The organism is Actinocrinis sp., from assembly GCF_035946395.1.
Lineage (GTDB): Bacteria > Actinomycetota > Actinomycetes > Streptomycetales > Catenulisporaceae > Actinocrinis.
Genome location: NZ_DASYZI010000010.1, coordinates 1 through 21,235, shown reverse-complemented (window position 1 = coordinate 21,235; position 21,235 = coordinate 1). Strand labels below are relative to the sequence as shown.

Sequence of the window (21,235 nt, the reverse complement as noted above, 5' to 3'; positions counted from 1 at the left end):
GCTGGCCGACCAACTTCACATTGACTGGCCAGCCCCACGGCTGACCACTTCCACGCTGACGCACCAATCCGCCGCTGAACCAGCCTTCCCAACACTCTCAGCACCCTGATCGTGAGAGCACGACCATGCCCAACCGCTCCGCATCACCCGACACCCCGGATACAGACCAGCCCGTCTCAGCGCAGCCCGACCCACACCTGCCTGGCTCACACCTGCTTAGCCCACACCTACCTGACCCTTCTTCTCTGGATGGTTCCTCCACCACCGCGCCGGAATCCGACCGACTCGCACGACTTGCGTTGAATCACGCCGTCGAACCCGCCGACCCGCTCATCGGCCGTCTTCTGGCGCACCACACCCCAGAGCAGGTCCTCGCCGCGATCCACGCCGATCGACTCGCCGACCTCGACCCTGACCCGACCCGTCGCGAGCGGCTCGTCGATCGCTGCACCGGTCTGCGATTCCGGCTTAAGCCGGGCCAGGTCGAGGCGGGCATCGCCGCCGCCGAATCTGTCGGCGCGCGCTTCATCGTTCCCGACGACGAGGACTGGCCTCGCCAACTCGACGACCTCGGCGAGCTACGCCCGATCGGGATCTGGGCCGTAGGCCGCTGGCCGCCAAACCAGGCCACGACAACCAACTCACCCTCGCCAGCCAACCCGCCATTTGCCAACCCGTCCCCATCAGCCGACCGGACTCCGTTTGCCAACTCGACGCCGTCGGCCGATCTGTCCCCGCTAGCCAACCCGGCCCCGTCTGCTGGCGCTGGCCCGTCCCCGTTTGCCGTCCCAGTGCCGTCGGCCGACCCGAATCCGTGGGCGAACTCAGCCCTGCCGGTAGGCTCAGCCTCTTTAGCCGACCTAACCGCTATGGTCACCATGGTGTCGGTCGTCGGCACAAGGGCCTGCACCGGCTACGGCTCCTACGTCGCCGGAACGATCGGGTCGGATCTGGCCTCGGCAGGGCTCACGGTCGTCTCCGGGGCGGCGTTGGGGATCGATGCGGCGGCTCATCGCGGGGCGCTCGCCGTCGACGGGCCGACGGTGGCCGTGCTCGCCTGCGGCATCGACCGCGTGTACCCGCGCGTCCACGAGATGTTGCTGCGAGCGGTCGCCGAGCGCGGTGCAGTGCTTTCCGAACTACCTCCCGGTGCGTCGCCGACCAGGTTCAGATTTCTGCATCGGAATCGGATCATCGCCGCACTCGGGGTCGGCACCCTCGTGGTGGAGGCGGCCCGACGCAGCGGGTCGCTGGTCACGGCGCGGCTCGCCGCCGAACTTGGACGTGTCGTCATGGCTCTCCCGGGCCCCGTCACATCCGATCAATCCGTCGGAACCCATGAGCTGATCCGCGACGGCGCCACATTGGTGACCGGAGCCTCGGAGGTCCGCGAGGCCTGTTCGAGCCTGACCACAGCGTCACTGATAGCGCACAAGCAAGTGCATGAGACCACGAGGCCTAAGATGCGATCCGGAGCGGACCGGACTGGAACTGCCACGGGTTCCCCCGCTCGTCCTGAATCCTCCAGACCAACCGAGCCGGGCGATCCGATCGAGGAACTCGTCGCCGAGGCACTTCCGTCGGCGCGTGCTCCCGCCGGTGTCGACGTGCTTACCATCGCCCGCACTGCGGGGCTGCCGCCGGATGCGGTCTTCGCTGCCTTGGGTCGACTCGCCGCCGTCGGTCGGGCAGTACGGGCAGGGGGTGGTTGGCTGCTGGCCATGCCCGAGTGATCACGAGCCGCCGCGTGACAACCCGTCGAGGTCGGCACACGCTGGAACCGGAGCAGTCGGCTGATGGGAAGTTATTTCTTCCATCTGACCTGGTGGTGGGCGAGAACCTGGCACATCCGGTCTGATCGCGCGCTCACCTCCGACGGCCTGCATACGCATCGCCACGGTTCTCACCTGATCGAGCGGGCGCGTTTCCGGTTACCGTGGAGATCGATGTGATTACGCTACGCTCGGCTTACGGCTGAGGCTGTGCTTACGCAGGATCGCGGCTTGAGAAGGAAAGTGTGGTTGAGTGGATCAAGGCGAGTGATGTCCAGGAACAGCCAGGTCCATGAGACCGTCTTCGACGAGCCCGACGTGGCGGCGCGACCGCTCGCAGCACTCGACGCGCTGTGGGCCGAGTTCAAGGCCACTGGTGACCAGCGGCTGCGGGAGCGGCTCATCCTGCATTACTCGCCGCTGGTGAAGTTCGTCGCCGGACGGGTCTCGGTCGGCCTGTCGGGCACGGTGGATCAAGCCGACTTCGTTTCCTACGGCATCTTCGGGCTGATCGACGCGATCGAACGGTTCGAACCCGACCGGTCGATCAAGTTCGAGACCTACGCGATCAACCGGATCCGTGGCGCGATCATCGACGAACTGCGCGCTCTGGACTGGATCCCGCGCTCGCTGCGGCAGAAGGCCCGGGAAATCGAGCAGGCCTCGGTTCGGCTCGAACACAGGCTCGGCCGTACGCCGACCGAGCGGCAGATCGCGGACGAGATGGGCATCACGCTCGCCGAACTGCACCACATCTTCTCCCGCCTCTCCCTCATCAATGTGCTGGCACTTGACGAGGTACTGACGCTGTCCACCGGCGACGGTGACCGGCTCAGCCTGGTCGAGACGCTCGAAGACCTGAGCGCCGACGATCCGGTCGAGGCCTACGAGAACCGGGAGACCCGGCACCTGCTGGCCCGCGCGGTCAACACCTTGCCCGATCGTGAGAAGACGGTGGTCACCCTCTACTACTTCGAGGGCATGACGCTTGCCGAGATCGGTCAAGTGCTCGGCGTCACTGAGAGCAGGGTGTGCCAGATTCACGCGAAGGCTGTGCTGACGTTGCGCACGCGACTGGCCGAACTGAGGTAGCGTCCGGCCGTCCTGCGGGAGTGGTTATTGCAGTGGAAAACGTCGTCCGCATGCCACGCGATCCAAATGCATCGCACACGTTCGAACATGCACTGCACATTCGAACGTCCGACCATTACCCAACCGCGCGTAACACCCTCTCACGGGGGACGCACTCGACTAATCTGGACCCGTGCCCAGGATCAAGGCTCCGACCGTCGCCGAGCATCGCACGATGCAGCGCACGGCGCTCCTGGACGCGGCCCGGGACCTTCTCGCCGACGGCGGAATGGCCGCGCTCACCTTCGCCGCTCTAGCCGAACGGGCCGGGCTGGCACGCTCCTCGGTGTACGAGTACTTCAAGTCCCGCGCCGATGTCGTCGAAGCGCTGGCGGTCGAGGACTTCCCGGCGGCGGTTGCCGACATCAGGGGTGTGATGCTGGCGCAACCGACCCCGGAACGGCAGATCGCGGCGTATGTGCGACGGCAACTGGAACTCGTCGCCCAGCCGGGACATCGGGGTCTGCTCGCGCTGTCCGTACTCGAACTCGACGGGCAGGCGAGGGAGCGGATCCGCGCGGCTCACGGCATGCTCGTCGATCTCGTCGTTGGCGCGTTGCGTCGGCTCGGCCACCCGGACCCTCGGGCGACCGCCGCCGTGCTGCAAGGCGCGGTAGACGGTGCGGCGAAGCGGATCGACGCGGGCGCCGACCCTGCCGCTCTCATCGAGAGCGCACTCACGCTCGTGCTTTTCGGCGTGCGTGGCCAGCGCCGTGCCAGATAGCCGAGAAATCGGATCGTCGGATAATCGGAGCGCCCGACATTTCACATCCGCACCGAGAGCAGCACCAGTAGCACTCGGCGACAGTACTTCGCGACCCGGCGTCATTTGGTGCTCCTGCGTCGAACGTGGATTCTAGTTTTCCGGTCTGGCGGGGCAAGAGCTATTCGCGGCGCGAGTTATCCACAGGTGGATTGAAAACTCGGGCGGCGATCCCGGATTTGCGCCATGCTTAGAGCATGAAGATCCTCATGTTGCTCTCGATATTGCTCTCGGCGGCCTCCCTGCCAGGGATTTCACATGTGACGCTGGATGCTGCTCACATGTCGTTCAGGACGTCAGCGAGTGCCTCGGAAACTGGCAGGTCGGTTTGGCAATGGCCGCTGGTCGGCGGGGGAGGCTCACCGCCGACCGTTGTGCGGCCGTTCGACCCACCGATGCATCGATGGCTGTCAGGTCACCGCGGTGTAGACCTTGACGCACGTGGTGCGACACGAGTGCTTGCGGCTGGACCTGGCACGGTGACATTCGCCGGGGCGCTGTTCGGCCAGGGAGTCGTGGTGATCGAGCACCATGGCGTTCGGACGACGTACGAGCCGGTGCGCGCCTTCGTTCATGTGGGCGACGTGGTCGTCGCGGGGACTCCGATCGGCACGTTGGCGGCTGGGCACTGCCCTTCACGCGCATGCCTGCACTGGGGTTTGATCGCTGGGCACGGGCATGGTGTGCGGTATTACGATCCGCTGTTGCTGGTCGGGCGGATAAGGCTGAGGCTTGAGCCCGTAGGCTGATCCAGCTGCCGAGCTGCCGAGCGGTGCGGTCGTCCAGCAGTGCGGTTGTCCTGGCACCAGCGGTCCGATAGCTCACCATGCGGTTGGTCGGTCGCCTGGCTGTTGCTGCGCTCAGTGCCATCAGCGCCATCAGTGTCAGCGGCGGTCGCGCTTAATGTGAGCGGCGCTCACGCCGGGAGCGGGTAAGCTTGCCAGACGATCCGCCACTGCGGGTCGACTTCGCGTGCCCGGAGACGGGACGCCCGCCTGATCGATTGCCTGACGAACTCCGGACCTGGCCTCGTGCACGGTACCGGCTCTCGGCGGATCGGCGGATGTCTCCAACGCGACGGCCGTCCGGTCCGCTTCATCCGCCTTGCTTGGCGGTGTGGCGGCGCGGCTGTCCGGCCGGGCACCAGGAGCGCGGCCGTCCCGGTCGCGCGCTTGAACCGGACGAGATCGAGGAGGACACGGCCATGGCCGTCGTCACCATGCGTCAGCTCCTGGAGAGCGGCGTGCACTTCGGGCACCAGACCCGGCGCTGGAACCCGAAGATGAAGCGCTACATCTTCACCGAGCGCAACGGCATCTACATCATCGACCTACAGCAGTCCCTGTCGTACATCGACCGTGCCTACGAGTTCATCAAGGCCACGGTCGCGCACGGCGGCACGGTTCTGTTCGTCGGCACCAAGAAGCAGGCGCAGGAAGCCGTCGCCGAGCAGGCGACCCGGGTCGGCATGCCCTACGTCAACCAGCGCTGGCTCGGCGGCATGCTCACAAACTTCTCCACCGTGCACAAGCGGCTCCAGCGGCTCAAGGAGCTTGAGGAGATCGACTTCGACGACGTGGCCGGCTCCGGCATGACGAAGAAGGAACTGTTGGTCCTGCGCAGGGAGAAGGACAAGCTCGACAAGACCCTCGGCGGCATCCGGGACATGCAGAAGGTGCCGTCCGCGGTGTGGATCGTGGACACCAAGAAGGAACACATCGCCGTCGGCGAGGCGCGCAAGCTGCGCATTCCGGTGGTGGCGATCCTGGACACCAACTGCGACCCGGACGAGGTCGACTACAAGATCCCCGGCAACGACGACGCCATCCGCTCGGTGGCACTGCTTACCCGGGTGGTCGCGGACGCGGTGGCCGAGGGGCTGATCGCCCGCTCTGGCGCGGCCGCCGCGGCGAGTGAAGGCGCCGCCACGCCTGGGGTCGGCTCTGGTGAGCCGCTTGCTGCATGGGAGCAGGAGCTGCTGTCTGGCGATGGCGCGACGGCTGGGACCGTGGCCGTGGCCACCGGAGTCGGAGTCGAGGCCGAGGAGTCTGCCGCGGTGTCCGATACCTCCGTTGCGGCTGAGGCAACGACTGCTGCTGTCGATGCAGCCGACGCTGCCGACGCGGCGGGCGAGACTGGCGAGAGTGCGGACGCTGCGGAGGCGTGATCGCCGCTGAGGCGTGACGCGCGCGGTTCGGTAGGCAGGCCGGTGGGTTGCTGTCCGGTCGACTGGCGGATTGGTCCGGCGGAATGGCGGGTCGATTCAGTGGATCGGTCTGGCGGATAGGCGTACTGTCCGGTCGCCGGTCGCCGGTCGCCGGTCGCCGGTCGCCGGTCGCCGGTCGCCGGTTGCCGGTTGCCGGTTGCCGGTTGCCGGTTGCCGGTCGCCGGTTGGCAGTTGGCAGTTGGCAGTTGGCGGTCGAACGGTGCGGCTGGCGGGCCTGTTGGTCTGGCGGGTCGGCGGACTGGTCGGTTGAGCGGTCGGCAGGCCAGTGGGTCGGTCGGCGGCGCGGCGGGTCGGAGGGTTGGCCTGGCGGGTCTGTCCGGCGGATCGGTCTGCGGGCCGGGCTAGCGGGTTGGTTCAGCTGATCGGTCGGGCTACTGGCTGCGCTTGCCGCGCGTGTCCACTTCTACTGTGAGCCCGCGCTCGGTACCGGGGATCGGGTCGGTGAGAGCCGATCCGGTCGGCGGATCGGGGCGCGGGCATGCGGCTGGGTCGGGGCGCGGGCAGGGAATGCCCTGGCGTGCGTCCCGGTTTCCCGGTCGCGGTTGAGACGTCACGAGATCACCACGAGACCACTACACACACCAGCCCGCCGTGAGGGCCGCTGAATCGGGGCGGTCGGTGCGCGCGGGCGTCTAGCGAGGGACTGGCAGCATGGCGAACTACACCATGGCGGACGTGAAGCGGCTGCGCGAGCAGACCGCCGCCGGGATGATGGACTGCAAGAAGGCGCTCGAAGAGACCGACGGGGACTTCGAGAAGGCGGTGGAGTACTTGAGGATCAAGGGTCTGAAGGGCGTCACCAAGCGCGAGGGTCGCTCGGCCAGCAACGGCCTGGTCACCGTGCGCCTTGAGGAGGGCAACGGCAGGGGCACCCTGCTCGAACTGAACTGCGAGACCGACTTCGTGGCCAAGGGCGAGCGGTTCCAGCAGCTCGCGGCCGAGTTGCTGGCGCACGCCGCGGCCACCGGCCCGGCCGAGATCCCGGCGCTGCTCGCCTCGCAGTTCCCGGAGTCGGGCAAGACCGTCCAGGAGTTCGTGGACGAGGCCAACGCCACGCTCGGCGAGAAGATCGAGCTGCGCCGCTTCGCCGTGCTCTCGGGCGGATACGTCGCCGCGTACCTGCACAAGACCTCGCCGGACCTGCCCGCGCAGGTCGGCGTCCTCGTGCAGCTCGACAAGGAGAACGTAGAGGTCGCCAAGGACGTCGCGCAGCACATCGCCGCCTTCGCCCCGACCTACCTCTCCCGCGCGAGCGTTCCGGCCGAGGTGGTCGAGAACGAGCGCCGGCTGGCCGAGGAGACCTCGCGCGAGGAGGGCAAGCCCGAGGCCGCGCTGCCGAAGATCGTCGAGGGCCGGGTCAACGGCTTCTTCAAGGAGAACGTCGTGGTGGAGCAGGCCTTCGCCAAGGACCCGAAGAAGACGGTCCAGAAGGTGCTCGACGAGGCCGCAGTGACCCTGGAGGCGTTCGCGCGCTTCCGGGTGGGAGCATAAGGCGGACGCCACGTCGCGCAGGACGCTTCCCGGTCGTGGCGGGCTGGGGACGTCTTCGCGGTGGCTCACGGCGTGTCGTTTCGGCGGGTCGGCGAGACTCGACGACGACAAGCCCCACAAGCGAGCAAGAGCAAGAGGAGGCCGCAGTCGTGGCTGGTATCCATCAAGAGACCGACCCGGCTGCGGCCTTCGCCGTGCCCCCGGGGGAGCACGGTTGGTACAAGCGGGTCGTGCTGAAACTGTCCGGCGAGGTGTTCGGCGGCGGGAAGGTCGGCGTCGACCCCGACGTCGTGCAGTCCATCGCCCGGGAGATCGCGGCGGCGGTGCGGCAGACCGGCACCCAGGTGGCGATCGTGGTCGGCGGCGGGAACTTCTTCCGCGGCGCGGAGCTCAAGAACCGCGGCATGGAGCAGGCCCGCGGCGACTACATGGGCATGCTCGGCACCGTGATGAACTGCCTTGCCCTACAGGACTTCCTGGAGAAACAGGGCATAGAGACCCGGGTGCAGACGGCGATCACCATGGCGCAGATCGCGGAGCCCTATATTCCGCGCAAAGCCATCAGACACCTGGAGAAGGGGCGCGTGGTGATCTTCGGGGCCGGCGCCGGAATGCCGTTCTTCACCACGGACACGACCGCCGCGCAACGTGCGCTGGAGATCGGTGCCGAAGTGGTGCTGATGGCCAAGCAGGGCGTGGACGGCGTCTACGACGCGGATCCGAAGTCCAACCCGGACGCGGTCAAGTTCGACACGATGACGCATCGCGAATTGCTCAACCGGGGGCTGAAGGTCGCCGACTCCACCGCCGTCTCGCTGTGTAATGACAACGACATGCCGATCGTGGTTTTCGGGCTCTATGACGGCAATATCACCCGCGCGGTGTCCGGCGCGAAGATCGGTACGCTGGTCAGCCGTGAAGACGGCGGGTCTGCGCAGTAGTTTGTCTGTTTGAGACTTCCCAGCCGTGGGCGGACAAGGAGCCGTGAAGTGATCGACGAAACCCTCCTCGAGGCCGAGGACAAGATGGACAAGGCCGTGACGGTGGCCAAGGAGGACTTCTCCGGGATCCGCACGGGCCGCGCCACTCCGGGCATGTTCAACAAGATCACCGTGGACTACTACGGCACCCCGACGCCCGTGCCCCAGCTCGCGTCGATCCAGGCGCCCGAGGCGCGTATGGCCGTGATCACGCCCTACGACAAGAGCTCGCTGAACGCGGTCGAGAAGGCGATCCGCGACTCCGACCTCGGCGTGAACCCGAGCAACGACGGCAACGTCATCCGGGTGGTCTTCCCGCAGCTGACCGAGGAACGCCGCAAGGAGTACATCAAGGTGGCCCGCACCAAGGCGGAGGACGCCAAGATCTCCGTGCGCAACATCCGGCGGCACGCCAAGGAGGCCATCGACAAGCTGATCAAGGACGGCGACGTCGGCGAGGACGAGGGCAAGCGCGCGGAGAAGGAGCTCGACGGGTTCACCGCCAAGCACACCGCGCAGATCGACGAGGCGCTCAAGCACAAGGAATCGGAGCTCCTCGAAGTCTGAGGGTCTGAGGTCTGACGAGAGTGCACACGACCAGCCGCTCACGTCGCGGCCATGCGGGCCGCGACGGACATGACGGTCACGACGACGCTTCCGCGTCCGACCGTCCGCCCCCTGCTGCGCCACGCGCCACCGCGCCCGACGCCGCTCTGACCGCGCAGATCGGGTACCGTCATCCGCTGACGGAGGATCCGATCCGGGATCCGGTTCGGGGAAAGGCCGCGCAGATGACCAGCGCCGTGAAGCGGAGGGAGCAGCCCGTGGCGCCGACCGGTCGAGTCAACGGCCGGGCCGGGCGGAACCTCCCCGCGGCGATCGGCGTCGGCGTGGCGCTCGGCGCCGCGATCATCGTGTCGCTGCTGCTGTTCAAGCCGGCCTTCCTGGCGCTGGTCACGGTGACGGCCGTGCTCGGCGTGCGCGAGCTGTCGATCGCCTTCCAGGAGCGCGGCATCCGCTTCCCGCTGATCCCGGTCGCCGTCGGCGGCGTCGGGATGCTCGTCGCCGCGTACTACAGCGGCGAGGGCGCGCTGGCCGCGGCGCTGGCGCTGACCATCGTGGCCGTGGTGGTCTGGCGGCTGGCCGACCCGGCGGAGGGCTACCTGCGCGATTCGAGTGCCGGAGTGCTCTCGGCCGTGTACGTCCCGTTCCTCGCCAGCTTCTCCGTGCTGATGTCCGCCGCCGACCACGGCGCGCAGCGAGTGCTGATCTTCTTCATCCTGACGGCCTGCAACGACACCGGCGGCTACGCGACCGGCGTGCTGATCGGTCGGCACCCGATGGCGCCCTCGATCTCGCCGAAGAAGTCCTGGGAGGGACTGGCCGGCTCGGTGCTCACCACGGCCGCCGGCGGCGCGATCACGATGGTCACGATGCTGCACGGGCAGGCCTGGCAGGGCGCGGTGGTCGGCGCGGCGGTGGTGGCCAGCGCGACCCTCGGCGACCTGTGCGAGTCGATGATCAAGCGCGACCTCGGCATCAAGGACATGGGCAACCTGCTGCCCGGCCACGGCGGCATCATGGACCGGCTCGACTCGCTGCTGCCCACGGCCCCGGTCGTCTGGCTGCTGCTCGCGCTCTTCGTGCCGGTCAAGTAAGGCGCCTCGCCGGGCGTGGGACAATGGGCAGATCATGAGCACGCAGGATCTGCCCGCCCCGGCCGGCACGCGCCCCGAGCCGGGGCAACTCCTCTTCGAGGCCCCGCGCCGCGGCAAGCCGCCGCGCCATCTGGCCGACCTGGCCCCGGCCGAGCGCAAGGCCGCGGTCGTCCAGGCCGGGCTGCCCGGATTCCGCGCCGCGCAGCTGTCCAAGCACTACTTCAGCCGGCTGGTCGACGATCCGTCGCAGTGGACTGACGTGCCCCTCGCGCAGCGGGAGACGCTGCACGGCGCGCTCTTCCCCCGCCTGATGACCCCGGTACGGGAGATCACATGCGACGGCGGCACGACGCGCAAGACGCTGTGGCGCCTGCACGACGGCGCGCTCGTCGAATCGGTCCTCATGCGTTACCCGGACCGGGTGACGATGTGCGTCTCCTCGCAGGCCGGCTGCGGGATGAACTGCCCGTTCTGCGCTACCGGCCAAGCCGGGCTGACTCGTAACCTGTCCACCGCCGAGATCGTCGAGCAGGTCGTGGCCGGTGCGCGCGAACTGGCCCGCGACGAGGTGCCAGGCGGACCCGGGCGGGTCTCGAACGTCGTGTTCATGGGCATGGGCGAGCCGTTGGCGAACTACAACGCGGTGCTCGGCGCGGTGCGGCGGTTGACCGATCCGGAGCCGGATGGCCTCGGCCTGTCGCAGCGGCACATCACGGTCTCCACCGTCGGCCTGGTTCCGGCGATCGAGAAGCTGACGGCCGAACAGCTCAACGTCACGCTCGCCGTCTCGCTGCACGCCCCGGACGACGACCTTCGCGACGAGCTCGTCCCGGTCAACACGCGGTGGCGGATCGGCGAGGTACTCGGCGCGGCCTGGGAATATGCGCACGTCACAAAGCGCCGGGTCTCCATCGAGTATGCGCTGATCCGTGGCATCAATGACCAGACATGGCGCGCGGACCTGCTCGGCAAGCGGCTGCGCGGAAAGCTCGTGCACGTCAATCTCATCCCGCTCAACCCGACGCCCGGCTCCAAGTGGACCGCTTCGCGTCCCGAGGACGAGGACGCCTTCGTGCAGACCCTGGAGGCCTACGGCGTCCCGGTCACCGTGCGCGATACTCGGGGTCGTGAGATCGACGGCGCCTGCGGGCAGTTGGCCGCGATCGAGGCATGAAACAGGGGCATGAGGCCGGGGCTCGACTCGTCTGATGGTGGGGGTAGCGCGTTGATCAGGCACATCGTGTGGGACTGGAACGGCACGCTGTTCGACGATCAGGAGCTGATCGTCACGGCCACGAACGCCTCGCTGGCCGCGATCGGCGTGGACCGCCAGATCACGAACGAGCAGTACAAGGACCTCTACCAGCGGCCGATGGAGGACTTCTACGCCGCGCTCGTCGGCTTTCCGATCCCGGTCGCGCAGTGGCCGGCGCTGGAGGCCGCCTTCGCCAAGCACTACTTCTCCCACATGCGCGAATGTGAACTGTTCGATGACGCGCTGACCGCTATGGACACGTGGTTGCCGCGCTCGCAGTCGCTGCTGTCCATGTTCGGTCACGACGACCTGCTGCGGCTGACCGGCGAGTTTGACCTGCACACCAAGTTCGGCCGGATCGACGGACGCCCGGACGAGCTCGATTTCGGCCCGAAGGCGAAGTATCTCGTCAGGCATCTGGAGCAGGTGCAGATCCATCAGCCCGATCTGGCGCCGGATCAGATCGCGCTGATCGGCGACTGCGCCGACGACGCGTATGCGGCTTTCCACGTCGGTGCGACCGCTGTGCTGTACACCGGCGGATCATCGAGCCGCACAATGTTGGAGAAGGTCGGCGTGCCGGTGGCGGACACGCTCAGTGAGGCGGTCGCGATCGTCGCATCGCTCTGAAGAGTGGTGTTTTGAAGCGCGGCATGTCGAGGCGCGCCGTTCTGACGTTCAGCGTTCTGACGTGCAGCGTTCTTGCGTTTAACGCTCTGACATTCAGTCCTCTGGCGAATCGGCTCCAGTCGATCTGTTCCCACAGCGGCGAACTCGCGAGCAGTGCACCGACGGCGGCGAGAGTAGTGGTCACTGTGATGGCCGGCAGCCACGTGAGTGCGTTGGCTGCGAACATGCGGTGTAGCGGCGAGTAGTCGGGCACCGCGGCCCCGAGCGTCGCGTGCGTGAGTGCGACGAGCGCGCTGCCGGCCAGGGCGCCGATTCCGGCGAACAGGCAGAGGCGCGCGGCGCCGATCAGCCACGCGGTCCGCTGCTCGGCTCCGGCTTGACGCAGCCCGCGTGTCGCGAGCAGCCGGGATTCCCGCAGACCGGCCGCGGTCCACGCGGTCGCCGCAAAGCCGGGTAGCCCGGCGGCGAGGAGACCGGTAACGCTGCCGAGCGTCAGCGTCGCCATCGGAGCGATCAGCACGATTGTGACTGGTGGCGCGGCGAGCGCGGCCGACGCGGCGAGCTTCAGCGCTGCCACCCGAGCGCCCCGCTCCACCGGCACGGCCAGCCGCAGCGCGAGCCGGGTCCGGAACCACGCCGTTTCGCGCGGTTCGAAGTAGCCGTCGGCCGCGACGAGCGTTCCGTTCGTGTTCATCGGGCGACTCGCGCAGGACTCGGCTTTGCGCCGCTGGACGTCGCGACCGGGAATCCGGGGGGACGCACGGGCGTGGCAGTGGCGACCGGGACCGGCTCGGCGGCGGTGCGACCGGCGACCAAGTGCACGATCCGCTCGCAGCGTGTGGCGGTCCGCGTATCGCGTGTGAACACGATCACCGCGGTCCCGTGCGAGCGGGCCACCGAACGCAGGATCCGCATCGTCGTGTCGGTGCTCTCGTCGGACAGTCCGATGAACGGCTCATCGGCGAAGAGCACCAGTGGTTCGTTGACCATCGCGCGGGCCAGTGCCGCCCGGCGCAGCGTTTCGGCGGGCAGTATTCCGGTAGGCAGTATTCCGGTAGGTGGTGTTTCGGCGGGCAGCGAATTGGCGGACAGCGAATTGGCAGACTCTGCTTCGCCGGGTAGTTCCGGCGGGCGCAGGTGGGCCGCGCCCTCGATTTCGAAGCGGGTCAGCCAGGTGTGCGCACGCTGCGCCGCCGCTCGCTGGCCGACCCCGGCGAAACGCAGCGGCAGCCCGGTAGCCTGCGCGAGGGTGAGCTCGGGCAGGAAAACCGTGCTCTGATGCACGAGCCCGTAGTGCCGCAGCCGGAAAGCGCGCCGCCGCTCCGGGGACAGCAGGTGGATCGGCTTTCCGTTCGTCCACAAGGTGCCCGCGGCTGCGATGCTCTCCCCGGACAGGCAGGACATGAGGGCCGACTTGCCGGCTCCCTGGGCGCCGAGTACCGCGACCGTCTCGCCTTCGCCAACCGCCAGGCCGACCTGGTTCAGGACCGACCCGTCAGCGGGGAACACCAGGCCGCGGGCGTCCAGCATGGGATTGTCGGATGGAAGGCTCATGCCAGTACTGTCCCCTGAACCGGCGTGGCGCTCGTCGGCGATCCGGCTGATTTCATCCGATCTGACGAGTTGTCGGGCCTTGACTGAGCCTGTCTCCGGAACTATCGGGATGACCATTGTTTCAATGAGTTGTCTTGGTGGTACCGGCTTCCACGAGGCGTGACCGCTGGCCGGCCGCCGGGCCGTGGGCTGGTCAGTGTCCCAGGAAGCGGCCGAACAGCGCGGCGCGGCGCGACCGGCGTCCCGTGCGGGCCTCCTCGGCGTCCGCGGCCCCCATCACCTGCAAGCCCAGGTTCGCGCCCAGCCAGCGGGCCGGTTCGACCTCCCACCGGCGCGAGCGGTGCCCCACCCACGGCAGTGCGGTCAGCTCCGTGCGCTCACCTCGTATCAGGTCCGCGAGCGTGCGCCCGGCGAGGTTCGACGCCCCGACGCCATCGCCGACGTAACCGCCCGCCCAAGCCAGTTTGGCCGAGCGGTCCAAGCCCACCGAGGCGAACCAGTCGCGCGGCACGCCGATCGCCCCGCCCCAGGTGTGCGTGACTTTCGCGCCCGCGTCCCTGAGTACCGGGAACAGTTCGGTCAGGACACGGCCGAGCTCGGCGTGGACGCGCGGTTCACGGTCGTACTCGGGCTTGATCGACGAGCCGTAGTGGTACGGCGCGCCACGGCCGCCGAAGGCGAAGCGGCCATCGGCGGTGCGCAGCCCGTAGATGATCAAATGCCGGAAGTCGCTGAACGTCTGCCGTCGCGCCAGGCCGATCTGCTCCCACACCGCGTCGGGCAGCGGTTCGGTGGCGAGCATCAGCGAGTAGACCGGCGCGACCGCGCGCTTGAAGCCCTTGATCGTCGCCGTGTAGCCCTCGGTCGCCCGCACCACCATTTCCGCACGCAGGGTTCCGCGCGTCGTCGTCACGACTCCGTCGCCGATCGCAGTCGCCGGTGTCTGCTCATAGATCGCGACGCCCATTCGCTCGACGACGTCCGCTAGGCCGCGCACCAGCCGCGCCGGATGGATCGCCGCGCAGTGCGGCGTGTACGTCCCGCCGAACGCGTCGGCCACGTTCGCGTGCTGCCGCGCCTCCTCGGCCGAGAGCAGCCGCAGATCGGCATCGCCGAATCCGAAGGCACGGCTCTCCTCGACCTCCTCGCGTGCCCGCTCCAACTGCACGGCGGTGCGCGCCAGCACGACGGTTCCGCCCTTTTCGTAGTGGCAGTCGATCCCCTCGGCCGCGGCCACGCGGCCGACCTCGTCCACAGTCCGGTTGAGGGCCCGCTGCAAGGCGGTCGCCGCGTCCGTCGAACCCGCCACCTTCGCGACCTTCGACAGGCTCGACGGGAAGATCGCCGAGCACCAGCCTCCGTTGCGCCCCGACGCACCGAATCCGGCGAACCGCGCCTCGACGATGGCTATACGCAGCGAGGGATCAGCCTTCTTGAGGTAGTAGGCCGTCCACAGGCCGGTGTAACCGGCGCCGACGATCGCGATGTCGACACTGTTTGAATCGACACTGTGATCGGACGACAGCGCGGGTCGCGGGGTGATCGGTTCGGGCAGCGAGTCGTGCCAGAAGGACAGGGGTTCTGACAGCGGTGCTGACAGGGGTGGTTCCACGGTGGAGCCGTCGCAGTTCTGTGGGGTTTGTGAGGGTGGAGCGTGGCGACGTAAGGGTGAGTCTGAGTCCTAACGTCGCCAGCTGCGGATGTAGTCGGGGACGGTGGAGAACTCGGCCGGCAGGCCGTCGGCCGGTACGGGCTCGCTCCAGGACTCGGTGAGCGGCACGTGCCCGGCCCAGACCGGCAGCCCGAGATCGCTCTCGTTGTCGTCCGGGCCGCCTTCGGAGACCTTCGCCGAGCACTCCGCCAGCGGCAGTTCGAGCACCGCGGTGGCCCGCAGCTCCTGCGCGGAGGGCTGCCGGACCTCCTTCCACCGGCCCGGCATCAGGTGCTCGCTGATCTGCTCCAGCGCGGCCTGCTTCGCCGCGCCGTGCAGCACACCGCAATGGCCGAGCACCATCACGGAGCGGTAGTTCATCGAGGACTCGAAGGCCGAGCGGGCCAGCACGAGGCCGTCGAGCAGCGTCACGGTGAAGCAGACCGGCGAACCGGCGGCGCACAGCCGGAACAGCCTGCTTGCGGTCGAGCCGTGAAAGAGCACAGTATCGTCATGCCGTGCGTACGCCACCGGGACCGCGTAAGGCTGCCCGGTTTCGTCGGTGACGGCGACGTGTGCCATGAGGCCCGCGTCGAGGATCCGGTAGAGCGCTTCGGGATCCTTGACGGCGAGCTCGGGGTAGCGCCGGACACGGGTCCTCGGCGACGAGCCCGGGTTCACCGGCCGTGCGCCGTCCATTGTTGCAGTGTTCGTATACACGGGGGACACGGTATTCGCAGACGTATTGATCGTGGATGCGATGCGCATTTGCGCCGCCTCGGGGTTACAGCAGACTCCACGCCTCGGTGAGCACCGAGCGCAGGATCTGCTCGATCTCGTCGAAGACGGCCTGATCGGCGATCAGCGGCGGGGAAAGTTGCACGACCGGGTCGCCGCGGTCGTCCGCGCGGCAGTACAGGCCGTTCTCGAACAGCGCCTTCGACAGGAAGCCGTACAGCACGCGCTCGCACTCCTCGCCGGAGAGCGTCTCCCTGGTCGTCTTGTCCTTGACCAGCTCGATCCCGTAGAAGAAGCCGTTGCCGCGCACGTCGCCGACGATCGGCAGGTCGTGCAGCTTCTCCAGGGTGCGGCGGAACGCTCCTTCGCTGTCCAGCACGTGCTTGGGCAGTCCCTCGCGCTCGAAGATGTCCAGGTTCGCCAGCGCGACCGCGGCCGAGACGGGGTGCCCGCCGAAGGTGTAGCCGTGCAGGAAGGTGTTGTCCGCCTCGTAGAACGGCGCGGCCAGCCGGTCGGAGATGACGCACGCGCCGATCGGCGAGTAGCCGGAGGTCATGCCCTTCGCGCAGGTGATCATGTCGGGCACGTAGCCGAACTTGTCGCAGGCGAACATGGTGCCCAGCCGGCCGAAGGCGCAGATGACCTCGTCCGAGACCAGCAGCACGTCGTACTTGTCGCAGATCTCGCGCACCCGCTGGAAGTATCCGGGCGGGGGCGGGAAGCAGCCCCCCGCGTTCTGCACCGGTTCGAGGAAGACCGCCGCGACCGTATCGGGACCCTCGAACAGGATCTGCTGCTCGATCTGGTCGGCGGCCCAGCGCCCGAACGCCTCGGGGTCCTTGCCCAGCGCCTCGAACCCGGAGATCTCGGCGGCGCGGTAGAAGTTGGTGTTCGGCACCTTGTGCGCGCCCGGCACCAGCGGCTCGAACGGCGCCTTGAGCGCGGGCAGGCCGGTGATCGACAGGGCGCCCTGCGGGGTGCCGTGGTACGCGACGGCTCGCGAGATCACCTTGTACTTGGTCGGCTTGCCGGTCAGCTTGAAGTACTGCTTGGCCAGCTTCCACGCGGTCTCCACCGCCTCGCCGCCGCCGGTGGTGAAGAAGACCTTGTTCAGGTCGCCGGGCGCGTAGTTCGCCAGCCGCTCGGCCAGCTCCACCGCCTTCGGGTGCGCGTAGGACCAGATCGGGAAGAACGCCAGTTCCTGCGCCTGCTTGTAGGCTGCCTCGGCCAGTTCGGCGCGGCCGTGCCCGGCCTGCACCACGAACAGGCCGGCCAGGCCGTCGAGGTACCGGCGGCCGTTCACGTCGTAGATGTAGACGCCTTCACCGCGCGCGATCGTCGGGACGGGGGCGTCCCGGTACGAGGACATGCGGGTGAAGTGCATCCACAGATGGTCGTATGCCGAGGATTGGTCCGCGGACCGGCTCGTGCTCATCTCGTTCCCCACGTGTATGTCTGTTTGTGCAGTTTCAGGTACACGAAGCTCTCCGTGCTTCTCACTTGCGGGATGGCCCGGATGCCCTTGTTGATGACTTCCAGCAGCTGGTCGTCGTCCTCGGCCACCACCTCGGCCATCAGGTCGAACGCGCCGGCCGTGGCCACCACGTAGTCGACCTCGGGCATCGCCGAGAGCGCCGCCGCCACCGGCTCGATGTCACCCTCGCACCGGATGCCGATCATCGCCTGCCGGCTGAAGCCGACGGTCAGCGGATCGGTGACCGCGACGATCTGGATCACCCCGGTGTCCTGGAGCTTCTGCACCCGCTGGCGCACCGCGGCTTCGGACAGGCCCACCGCCTTGCCGATGGTGGCGTAGGGGCGGCGCCCGTCCTGCTGAAGCTGTTCGATGATGGCCTTCGACAGGTCGTCCAGGTTCGCCTGGACGCGGCGCCTGCCCCGGATGAAGCCGTGACCGTGCCCAGCGCCTTCGTTCGGCCCCTTGGGTTCGTTCGACACCTTGCCCATCATGCGTGCAGATCCCGTCGTTTGGCAAGGCTCAACCGATGGATTTCGTCTTTCCGGCCGCCGTCAGTCACCGATTCCCTTGTCTTCCTGGTTTTCGAGTATCGCTCTTCGTGGTGTATCGGACTACTCTGACCTGAGTCGAGAAAGTCCCGTCCCCACGAAGGATTTGCGAGGAGAGTCCGCGATGGAGCCGCGCGTGCTGCGCAACATCGTCGGCGGCAAGCCCGTCGACACGGCAGAAGGACGCACCAGCCCGATCATCGACCCGGTCACCGAGGAGGTGATCGCGCACGCGCCGGTGTCAGGGCCCGCCGATGTGGACGCGGCGATGCGGGTCGCCGCCGAGGCGTTCAAGCAGTGGCGGCGCGTGACACCGGCCGAGCGGCAGAAGGCGTTGCTCAAACTGGCCGACGCCGTCGAGGTGCGGTCCGCCGAGTTCGTCGCCGTCGAGTCCCGCAACACCGGCAAGCCGCTGGGGCTGACCGCCACCGAGGAACTGGTGCCGATCGTGGACCAGCTGCGCTTCTTCGCCGGCGCCGCGCGGCTGCTCGAAGGCCGGGCGAGCGGCGAGTACATGGACGGACACACCTCCACCGTCCGCCGCGAGCCGGTCGGCGTGTGCGCGCAGGTCGCTCCGTGGAACTACCCGCTGATGATGGCGATCTGGAAGATGGCCCCCGCGATCGCGGCCGGCAACACCGTCGTGCTCAAGCCCTCCGACACCACTCCGATGTCCACCGTGCTGCTCGCCGAGGTGGCGCAGGAGTGCCTGCCGCCCGGCGTGTTCAACGTGGTGTGCGGCGATCGCGACACCGGCCGTGCCCTGATCGAGCACCCGATCCCGGCGATGGCCTCGATCACCGGCTCGATCCGCGCGGGCGTCGAGGTCGCGCAGACCGCGGCCAAGGACGTCAAGCGGGTGCACCTGGAGCTCGGCGGCAAGGCGCCGGTCATCGTGTTCGAGGATGCGGACATCGCCGCGGCGGTCGAGGGCATCACCGGGGCCGGATACTTCAACGCCGGCCAGGACTGCACGGCCGCGACACGCGTGCTCGTGCACGAGTCCATCCACGACGAGTTCGTCAGCGCGCTGACCGAGGCGGCGAGGGCCACCAAGACCGGCCTGCCGGACGACGAGGAAGTGGCCTACGGCCCGCTGAACAACGCCGACCAACTCGCGCGCGTGCACGGGTTCATCGAGCGGCTGCCCGGGCACGCGACGGTCACCACCGGCGGCCACCGCGTCGGCGAGCGCGGCTACTTCTACGCGCCGACCGTCGTCTCGGGCCTCAGGCTGGACGACGAGATCATCCAGAACGAGGTCTTCGGCCCGGTGATCACGGTCGAGCGGTTCGCCGACGAGCAGGGCGCGCTTGAGCACGCCAACGCCACGATCTACGGCCTGGCCTCCTCGGTCTGGACCAAGGACCACAGCCGCGCGCTGCGCTGCTCCCGCGACCTCGACTTCGGCTGCGTGTGGATCAACACCCACATCCCGCTGGTGGCCGAGATGCCGCACGGCGGCTTCAAGCAGTCCGGCTACGGCAAGGACCTGTCGATGTACGGATTCGAGGACTACACCCGCGTCAAGCACGTGATGTCGTCGCTCGACTAAGAAACCCATTGGTAACGGTACGGGTCGGGGCAGGCCCGGACCCGTACCGTTATCGATGGAAGGCCTAGAACGGGTACGCGGGCAGGTCGCCCCGTACGGTCACCCACTGCGTCTCGGTGAACGCCTCCAGGTTGGCCCGCGGCCCGCCCAGCCGCCCGCCGTATGCGAGGGCCAGCCTCCGGCCGCCCCGAGCAGACGGCAGGGGAAAGCCCCGATAGCGGAAAGCACCGTGAGGCCTTAGCCGGCGTATGCCGCCTGCGAGGGCCGGCCGGAGGCTGGCCCGAGCAGACGGCAGGGGGGCTCCTGGGGGGCGAAGCCCCCCGGTCTGGGGGTCCGGGGGTTATCCCCCCGGGCAGATACCCTCTTCACGTGCTGGACGACGCCGAGATCAGTCGCATCCTCGTGATCAACGCCCACCCCGACGACGTGGATTTCGGCGCCGCGGGCACCGTGGCGCGCTGGACCGACGCCGGGATCGAGGTCGTCTACTGCCTGGTCACCGACGGCGACGCCGGCGGCAGCGACCCGACCGTGTCGCCCGCCGAGCTGGCGGCGCTGCGGCGCAGCGAGCAGAAAGAGGCCGCCCGCCAGGTCGGCGTGCACGACGTGCGGTTCCTCGGCTACCCGGACGGGCGGGTGGAGGCCACCCTCGGCCTGCGCCGGGACCTGGCCCGGGTGATCAGGCAGATCCGCCCGGACCGGGTGGTCTGCCCGTCCCCCGAGCGCAACTACATCCGGCCCGGCATCAGCCACCCCGATCACCGCGCGGTGGGCTCGGCCGCCCTGGACGCCGTCTACCCGGACGCGCGCAACCCGTTCGCGTTCCCGGAGCTGCTCTCGGACGAGGGCCTGGAGGCCTGGACCGTGCGCGAGGTGTGGATCGCCGGGACCGCCACGCCCACGCACTACGTCGACGTGACCAAGACCTTCCCGCGCAAGATCGCCGCGCTGCGCGCGCATGTGAGTCAGATCTCCGGCCGGGACGGTCTGGAGGATTTCCTGCGGGAGCGGCTGGCCCGGGCCGCCTCGCAGGGCGGGCTGCCCGAGGGCAGCCTGGCCGAGGTATTCCAGGTCCTCGACACCGGCTGACGCCGTGTTGACCCGGGGGACCACCCCCCGGACCCCCCGCTGCCATCCGCTTGGGCCGGCAGGCCGGCCCTCGCGCCTGGCACGGCCTTTGGCCGGGCAGATGCCCCGATCACAGCCGGACGGCGGCCACCGAGGGCCCGGCGGACCGAAATCCCCAGGTCACTCGCCGGAAACATTCCGGTAACAGCAGGCTGTCTAAATAGTTAATGCAAGGTAGCCAAAACATTAACGATAGGCGGCTGCAGCAGAAACGTCGCTTGCCCTCTCGCACCGACGTCGGCTCTGACCACAGTGTTCTTGTCGACAGGCTCCCATCGCATCAGACAGTGATGACCCGACCACGAAAGTTCCCTTACCGTTCGTACACCTTGCGTTCACCTAAATCGGGCTGAGACATCATTTTTCCGATGCTTGGTGTTTCTTTCGGGCTTCGGCGGACTCAGGAGAGACTGGGGCCGCCGGCGGGACGGGTGACCGAAGAGGGCTCACCGATGCCGGCGAATGTTTGCGCTACTAGGAGGGCGTGAATGCGTATCCTGTCCAAACTGGTCGTGGGCGCGGCCGTCGCCGCGACCGCGGTCACCATGGCCGCCCCGTCGGCCCTGGCCGATCCGCCACGCGGGGTTAGCCCCAGGGGCTTCGACGTGGTCGGCGTCGGTTCCAACACCATCGAGTTCGTGATGGACCAGTTCTCGTTCGACTACAACCGCACCCAC

The 21,235-nt window shown here is 68.2% G+C and carries 19 protein-coding genes and 2 pseudogenes; 14 read left to right on the top strand and 7 right to left on the bottom strand.

The window, feature by feature from the left end; all coding sequences use genetic code 11:
• Positions 1-227 precede the first annotated feature (227 nt).
• Positions 228-560: a hypothetical protein gene (locus VGS97_RS00960; RefSeq protein WP_326851209.1), complete on the bottom strand. Its 333-nt coding sequence runs from the start codon at positions 558-560 to the stop codon at positions 228-230.
• Between the two features lie 321 nt (positions 561-881).
• Here VGS97_RS00960 and dprA point away from each other — a divergent pair.
• The 11 genes and pseudogenes from dprA to VGS97_RS00905 all read left to right on the top strand — a co-directional run.
• Positions 882-1,394 (top strand): annotated as a pseudogene (gene dprA / locus VGS97_RS29760) (DNA-processing protein DprA); the annotation flags it as partial.
• Positions 1,395-2,042: 648 nt separating this feature from the next.
• Positions 2,043-2,864, top strand: a complete 822-nt coding sequence (whiG, locus tag VGS97_RS00950) for an RNA polymerase sigma factor WhiG (RefSeq protein ID WP_326851207.1) — start codon at positions 2,043-2,045, stop codon at positions 2,862-2,864.
• Between the two features lie 172 nt (positions 2,865-3,036).
• Positions 3,037-3,627 carry a helix-turn-helix domain-containing protein gene (locus VGS97_RS00945; protein ID WP_326851206.1) on the top strand — a complete coding sequence of 197 codons (591 nt, stop codon included), beginning with the start codon at positions 3,037-3,039 and terminating at the stop codon, positions 3,625-3,627.
• A 236-nt stretch (positions 3,628-3,863) separates the two neighbouring features.
• Complete coding sequence (locus VGS97_RS29355; protein ID WP_349261928.1) at positions 3,864-4,415, top strand: M23 family metallopeptidase; 552 nt, start codon at positions 3,864-3,866, stop codon at positions 4,413-4,415.
• A gap of 455 nt (positions 4,416-4,870) precedes the next feature.
• Complete coding sequence (gene rpsB, locus VGS97_RS00935) at positions 4,871-5,833, top strand: 30S ribosomal protein S2 (protein ID WP_349261930.1); 963 nt, start codon at positions 4,871-4,873, stop codon at positions 5,831-5,833.
• A 711-nt stretch (positions 5,834-6,544) separates the two neighbouring features.
• Positions 6,545-7,384, top strand: a complete 840-nt coding sequence (tsf, locus tag VGS97_RS00930; RefSeq protein WP_326851204.1) for a translation elongation factor Ts — start codon at positions 6,545-6,547, stop codon at positions 7,382-7,384.
• A 194-nt stretch (positions 7,385-7,578) separates the two neighbouring features.
• The gene (gene pyrH / locus VGS97_RS00925) at positions 7,579-8,325 is read left to right on the top strand and encodes a UMP kinase (protein ID WP_326851211.1); all 747 of its coding nucleotides are present in this window, start codon (positions 7,579-7,581) and stop codon (positions 8,323-8,325) included.
• A 48-nt stretch (positions 8,326-8,373) separates the two neighbouring features.
• Positions 8,374-8,931 carry a ribosome recycling factor gene (gene frr / locus VGS97_RS00920; RefSeq protein WP_326851203.1) on the top strand — a complete coding sequence of 186 codons (558 nt, stop codon included), beginning with the start codon at positions 8,374-8,376 and terminating at the stop codon, positions 8,929-8,931.
• A 257-nt stretch (positions 8,932-9,188) separates the two neighbouring features.
• On the top strand, positions 9,189-10,022 hold the full coding sequence (locus VGS97_RS00915) for a phosphatidate cytidylyltransferase (protein WP_326851202.1): 834 nt from the start codon (positions 9,189-9,191) through the stop codon (positions 10,020-10,022).
• A gap of 34 nt (positions 10,023-10,056) precedes the next feature.
• Positions 10,057-11,196 carry a 23S rRNA (adenine(2503)-C(2))-methyltransferase RlmN gene (gene rlmN / locus VGS97_RS00910; RefSeq protein ID WP_326851201.1) on the top strand — a complete coding sequence of 380 codons (1,140 nt, stop codon included), beginning with the start codon at positions 10,057-10,059 and terminating at the stop codon, positions 11,194-11,196.
• 51 nt (positions 11,197-11,247) lie between these two features.
• Positions 11,248-11,907, top strand: a complete 660-nt coding sequence (locus VGS97_RS00905; protein ID WP_326851200.1) for an HAD family hydrolase — start codon at positions 11,248-11,250, stop codon at positions 11,905-11,907.
• On the opposite strand, the gene VGS97_RS00900 is transcribed toward VGS97_RS00905, so the two are convergent.
• The 6 genes from VGS97_RS00900 to VGS97_RS00875 form a co-directional block, all read right to left on the bottom strand.
• Entirely contained in the window at positions 11,873-12,601 is a 729-nt protein-coding gene (locus tag VGS97_RS00900; protein WP_326851199.1) for a hypothetical protein, read from the bottom strand. The two genes, VGS97_RS00905 and VGS97_RS00900, sit on opposite strands and share 35 nt — an antisense overlap.
• On the bottom strand, positions 12,598-13,461 hold the full coding sequence (locus tag VGS97_RS00895) for an ABC transporter ATP-binding protein (protein WP_326851198.1): 864 nt from the start codon (positions 13,459-13,461) through the stop codon (positions 12,598-12,600). Before VGS97_RS00895 ends, VGS97_RS00900 begins: the two co-directional genes overlap by 4 nt.
• Before the next feature lie 193 nt (positions 13,462-13,654).
• A complete protein-coding gene (locus VGS97_RS00890) occupies positions 13,655-15,073 on the bottom strand; it encodes an FAD-dependent oxidoreductase (protein ID WP_326851197.1) in 1,419 nt (472 codons plus the stop codon).
• 69 nt (positions 15,074-15,142) lie between these two features.
• A complete protein-coding gene (locus VGS97_RS00885; protein ID WP_326851196.1) occupies positions 15,143-15,811 on the bottom strand; it encodes a pyridoxamine 5'-phosphate oxidase family protein in 669 nt (222 codons plus the stop codon).
• Between the two features lie 85 nt (positions 15,812-15,896).
• Positions 15,897-17,285 carry an aspartate aminotransferase family protein gene (locus tag VGS97_RS00880; RefSeq protein WP_326851195.1) on the bottom strand — a complete coding sequence of 463 codons (1,389 nt, stop codon included), beginning with the start codon at positions 17,283-17,285 and terminating at the stop codon, positions 15,897-15,899.
• Positions 17,282-17,752: an Lrp/AsnC family transcriptional regulator gene (locus VGS97_RS00875; RefSeq protein WP_414641612.1), complete on the bottom strand. Its 471-nt coding sequence runs from the start codon at positions 17,750-17,752 to the stop codon at positions 17,282-17,284. Before VGS97_RS00875 ends, VGS97_RS00880 begins: the two co-directional genes overlap by 4 nt.
• 247 nt (positions 17,753-17,999) lie before the next feature.
• On the opposite strand from VGS97_RS00875, the gene VGS97_RS00870 reads away from it, so the two are divergent.
• The 3 genes and pseudogenes from VGS97_RS00870 to VGS97_RS00860 all read left to right on the top strand — a co-directional run.
• Positions 18,000-19,430, top strand: coding sequence for a gamma-aminobutyraldehyde dehydrogenase (locus VGS97_RS00870; protein WP_326851194.1), 1,431 nt, complete (start codon positions 18,000-18,002; stop codon positions 19,428-19,430).
• A 369-nt stretch (positions 19,431-19,799) separates the two neighbouring features.
• The gene (locus tag VGS97_RS00865; protein WP_326851193.1) at positions 19,800-20,519 is read left to right on the top strand and encodes a PIG-L deacetylase family protein; all 720 of its coding nucleotides are present in this window, start codon (positions 19,800-19,802) and stop codon (positions 20,517-20,519) included.
• Positions 20,520-21,046: 527 nt separating this feature from the next.
• Positions 21,047-21,235, top strand: a pseudogene (locus VGS97_RS00860) (hypothetical protein); the annotation flags it as partial.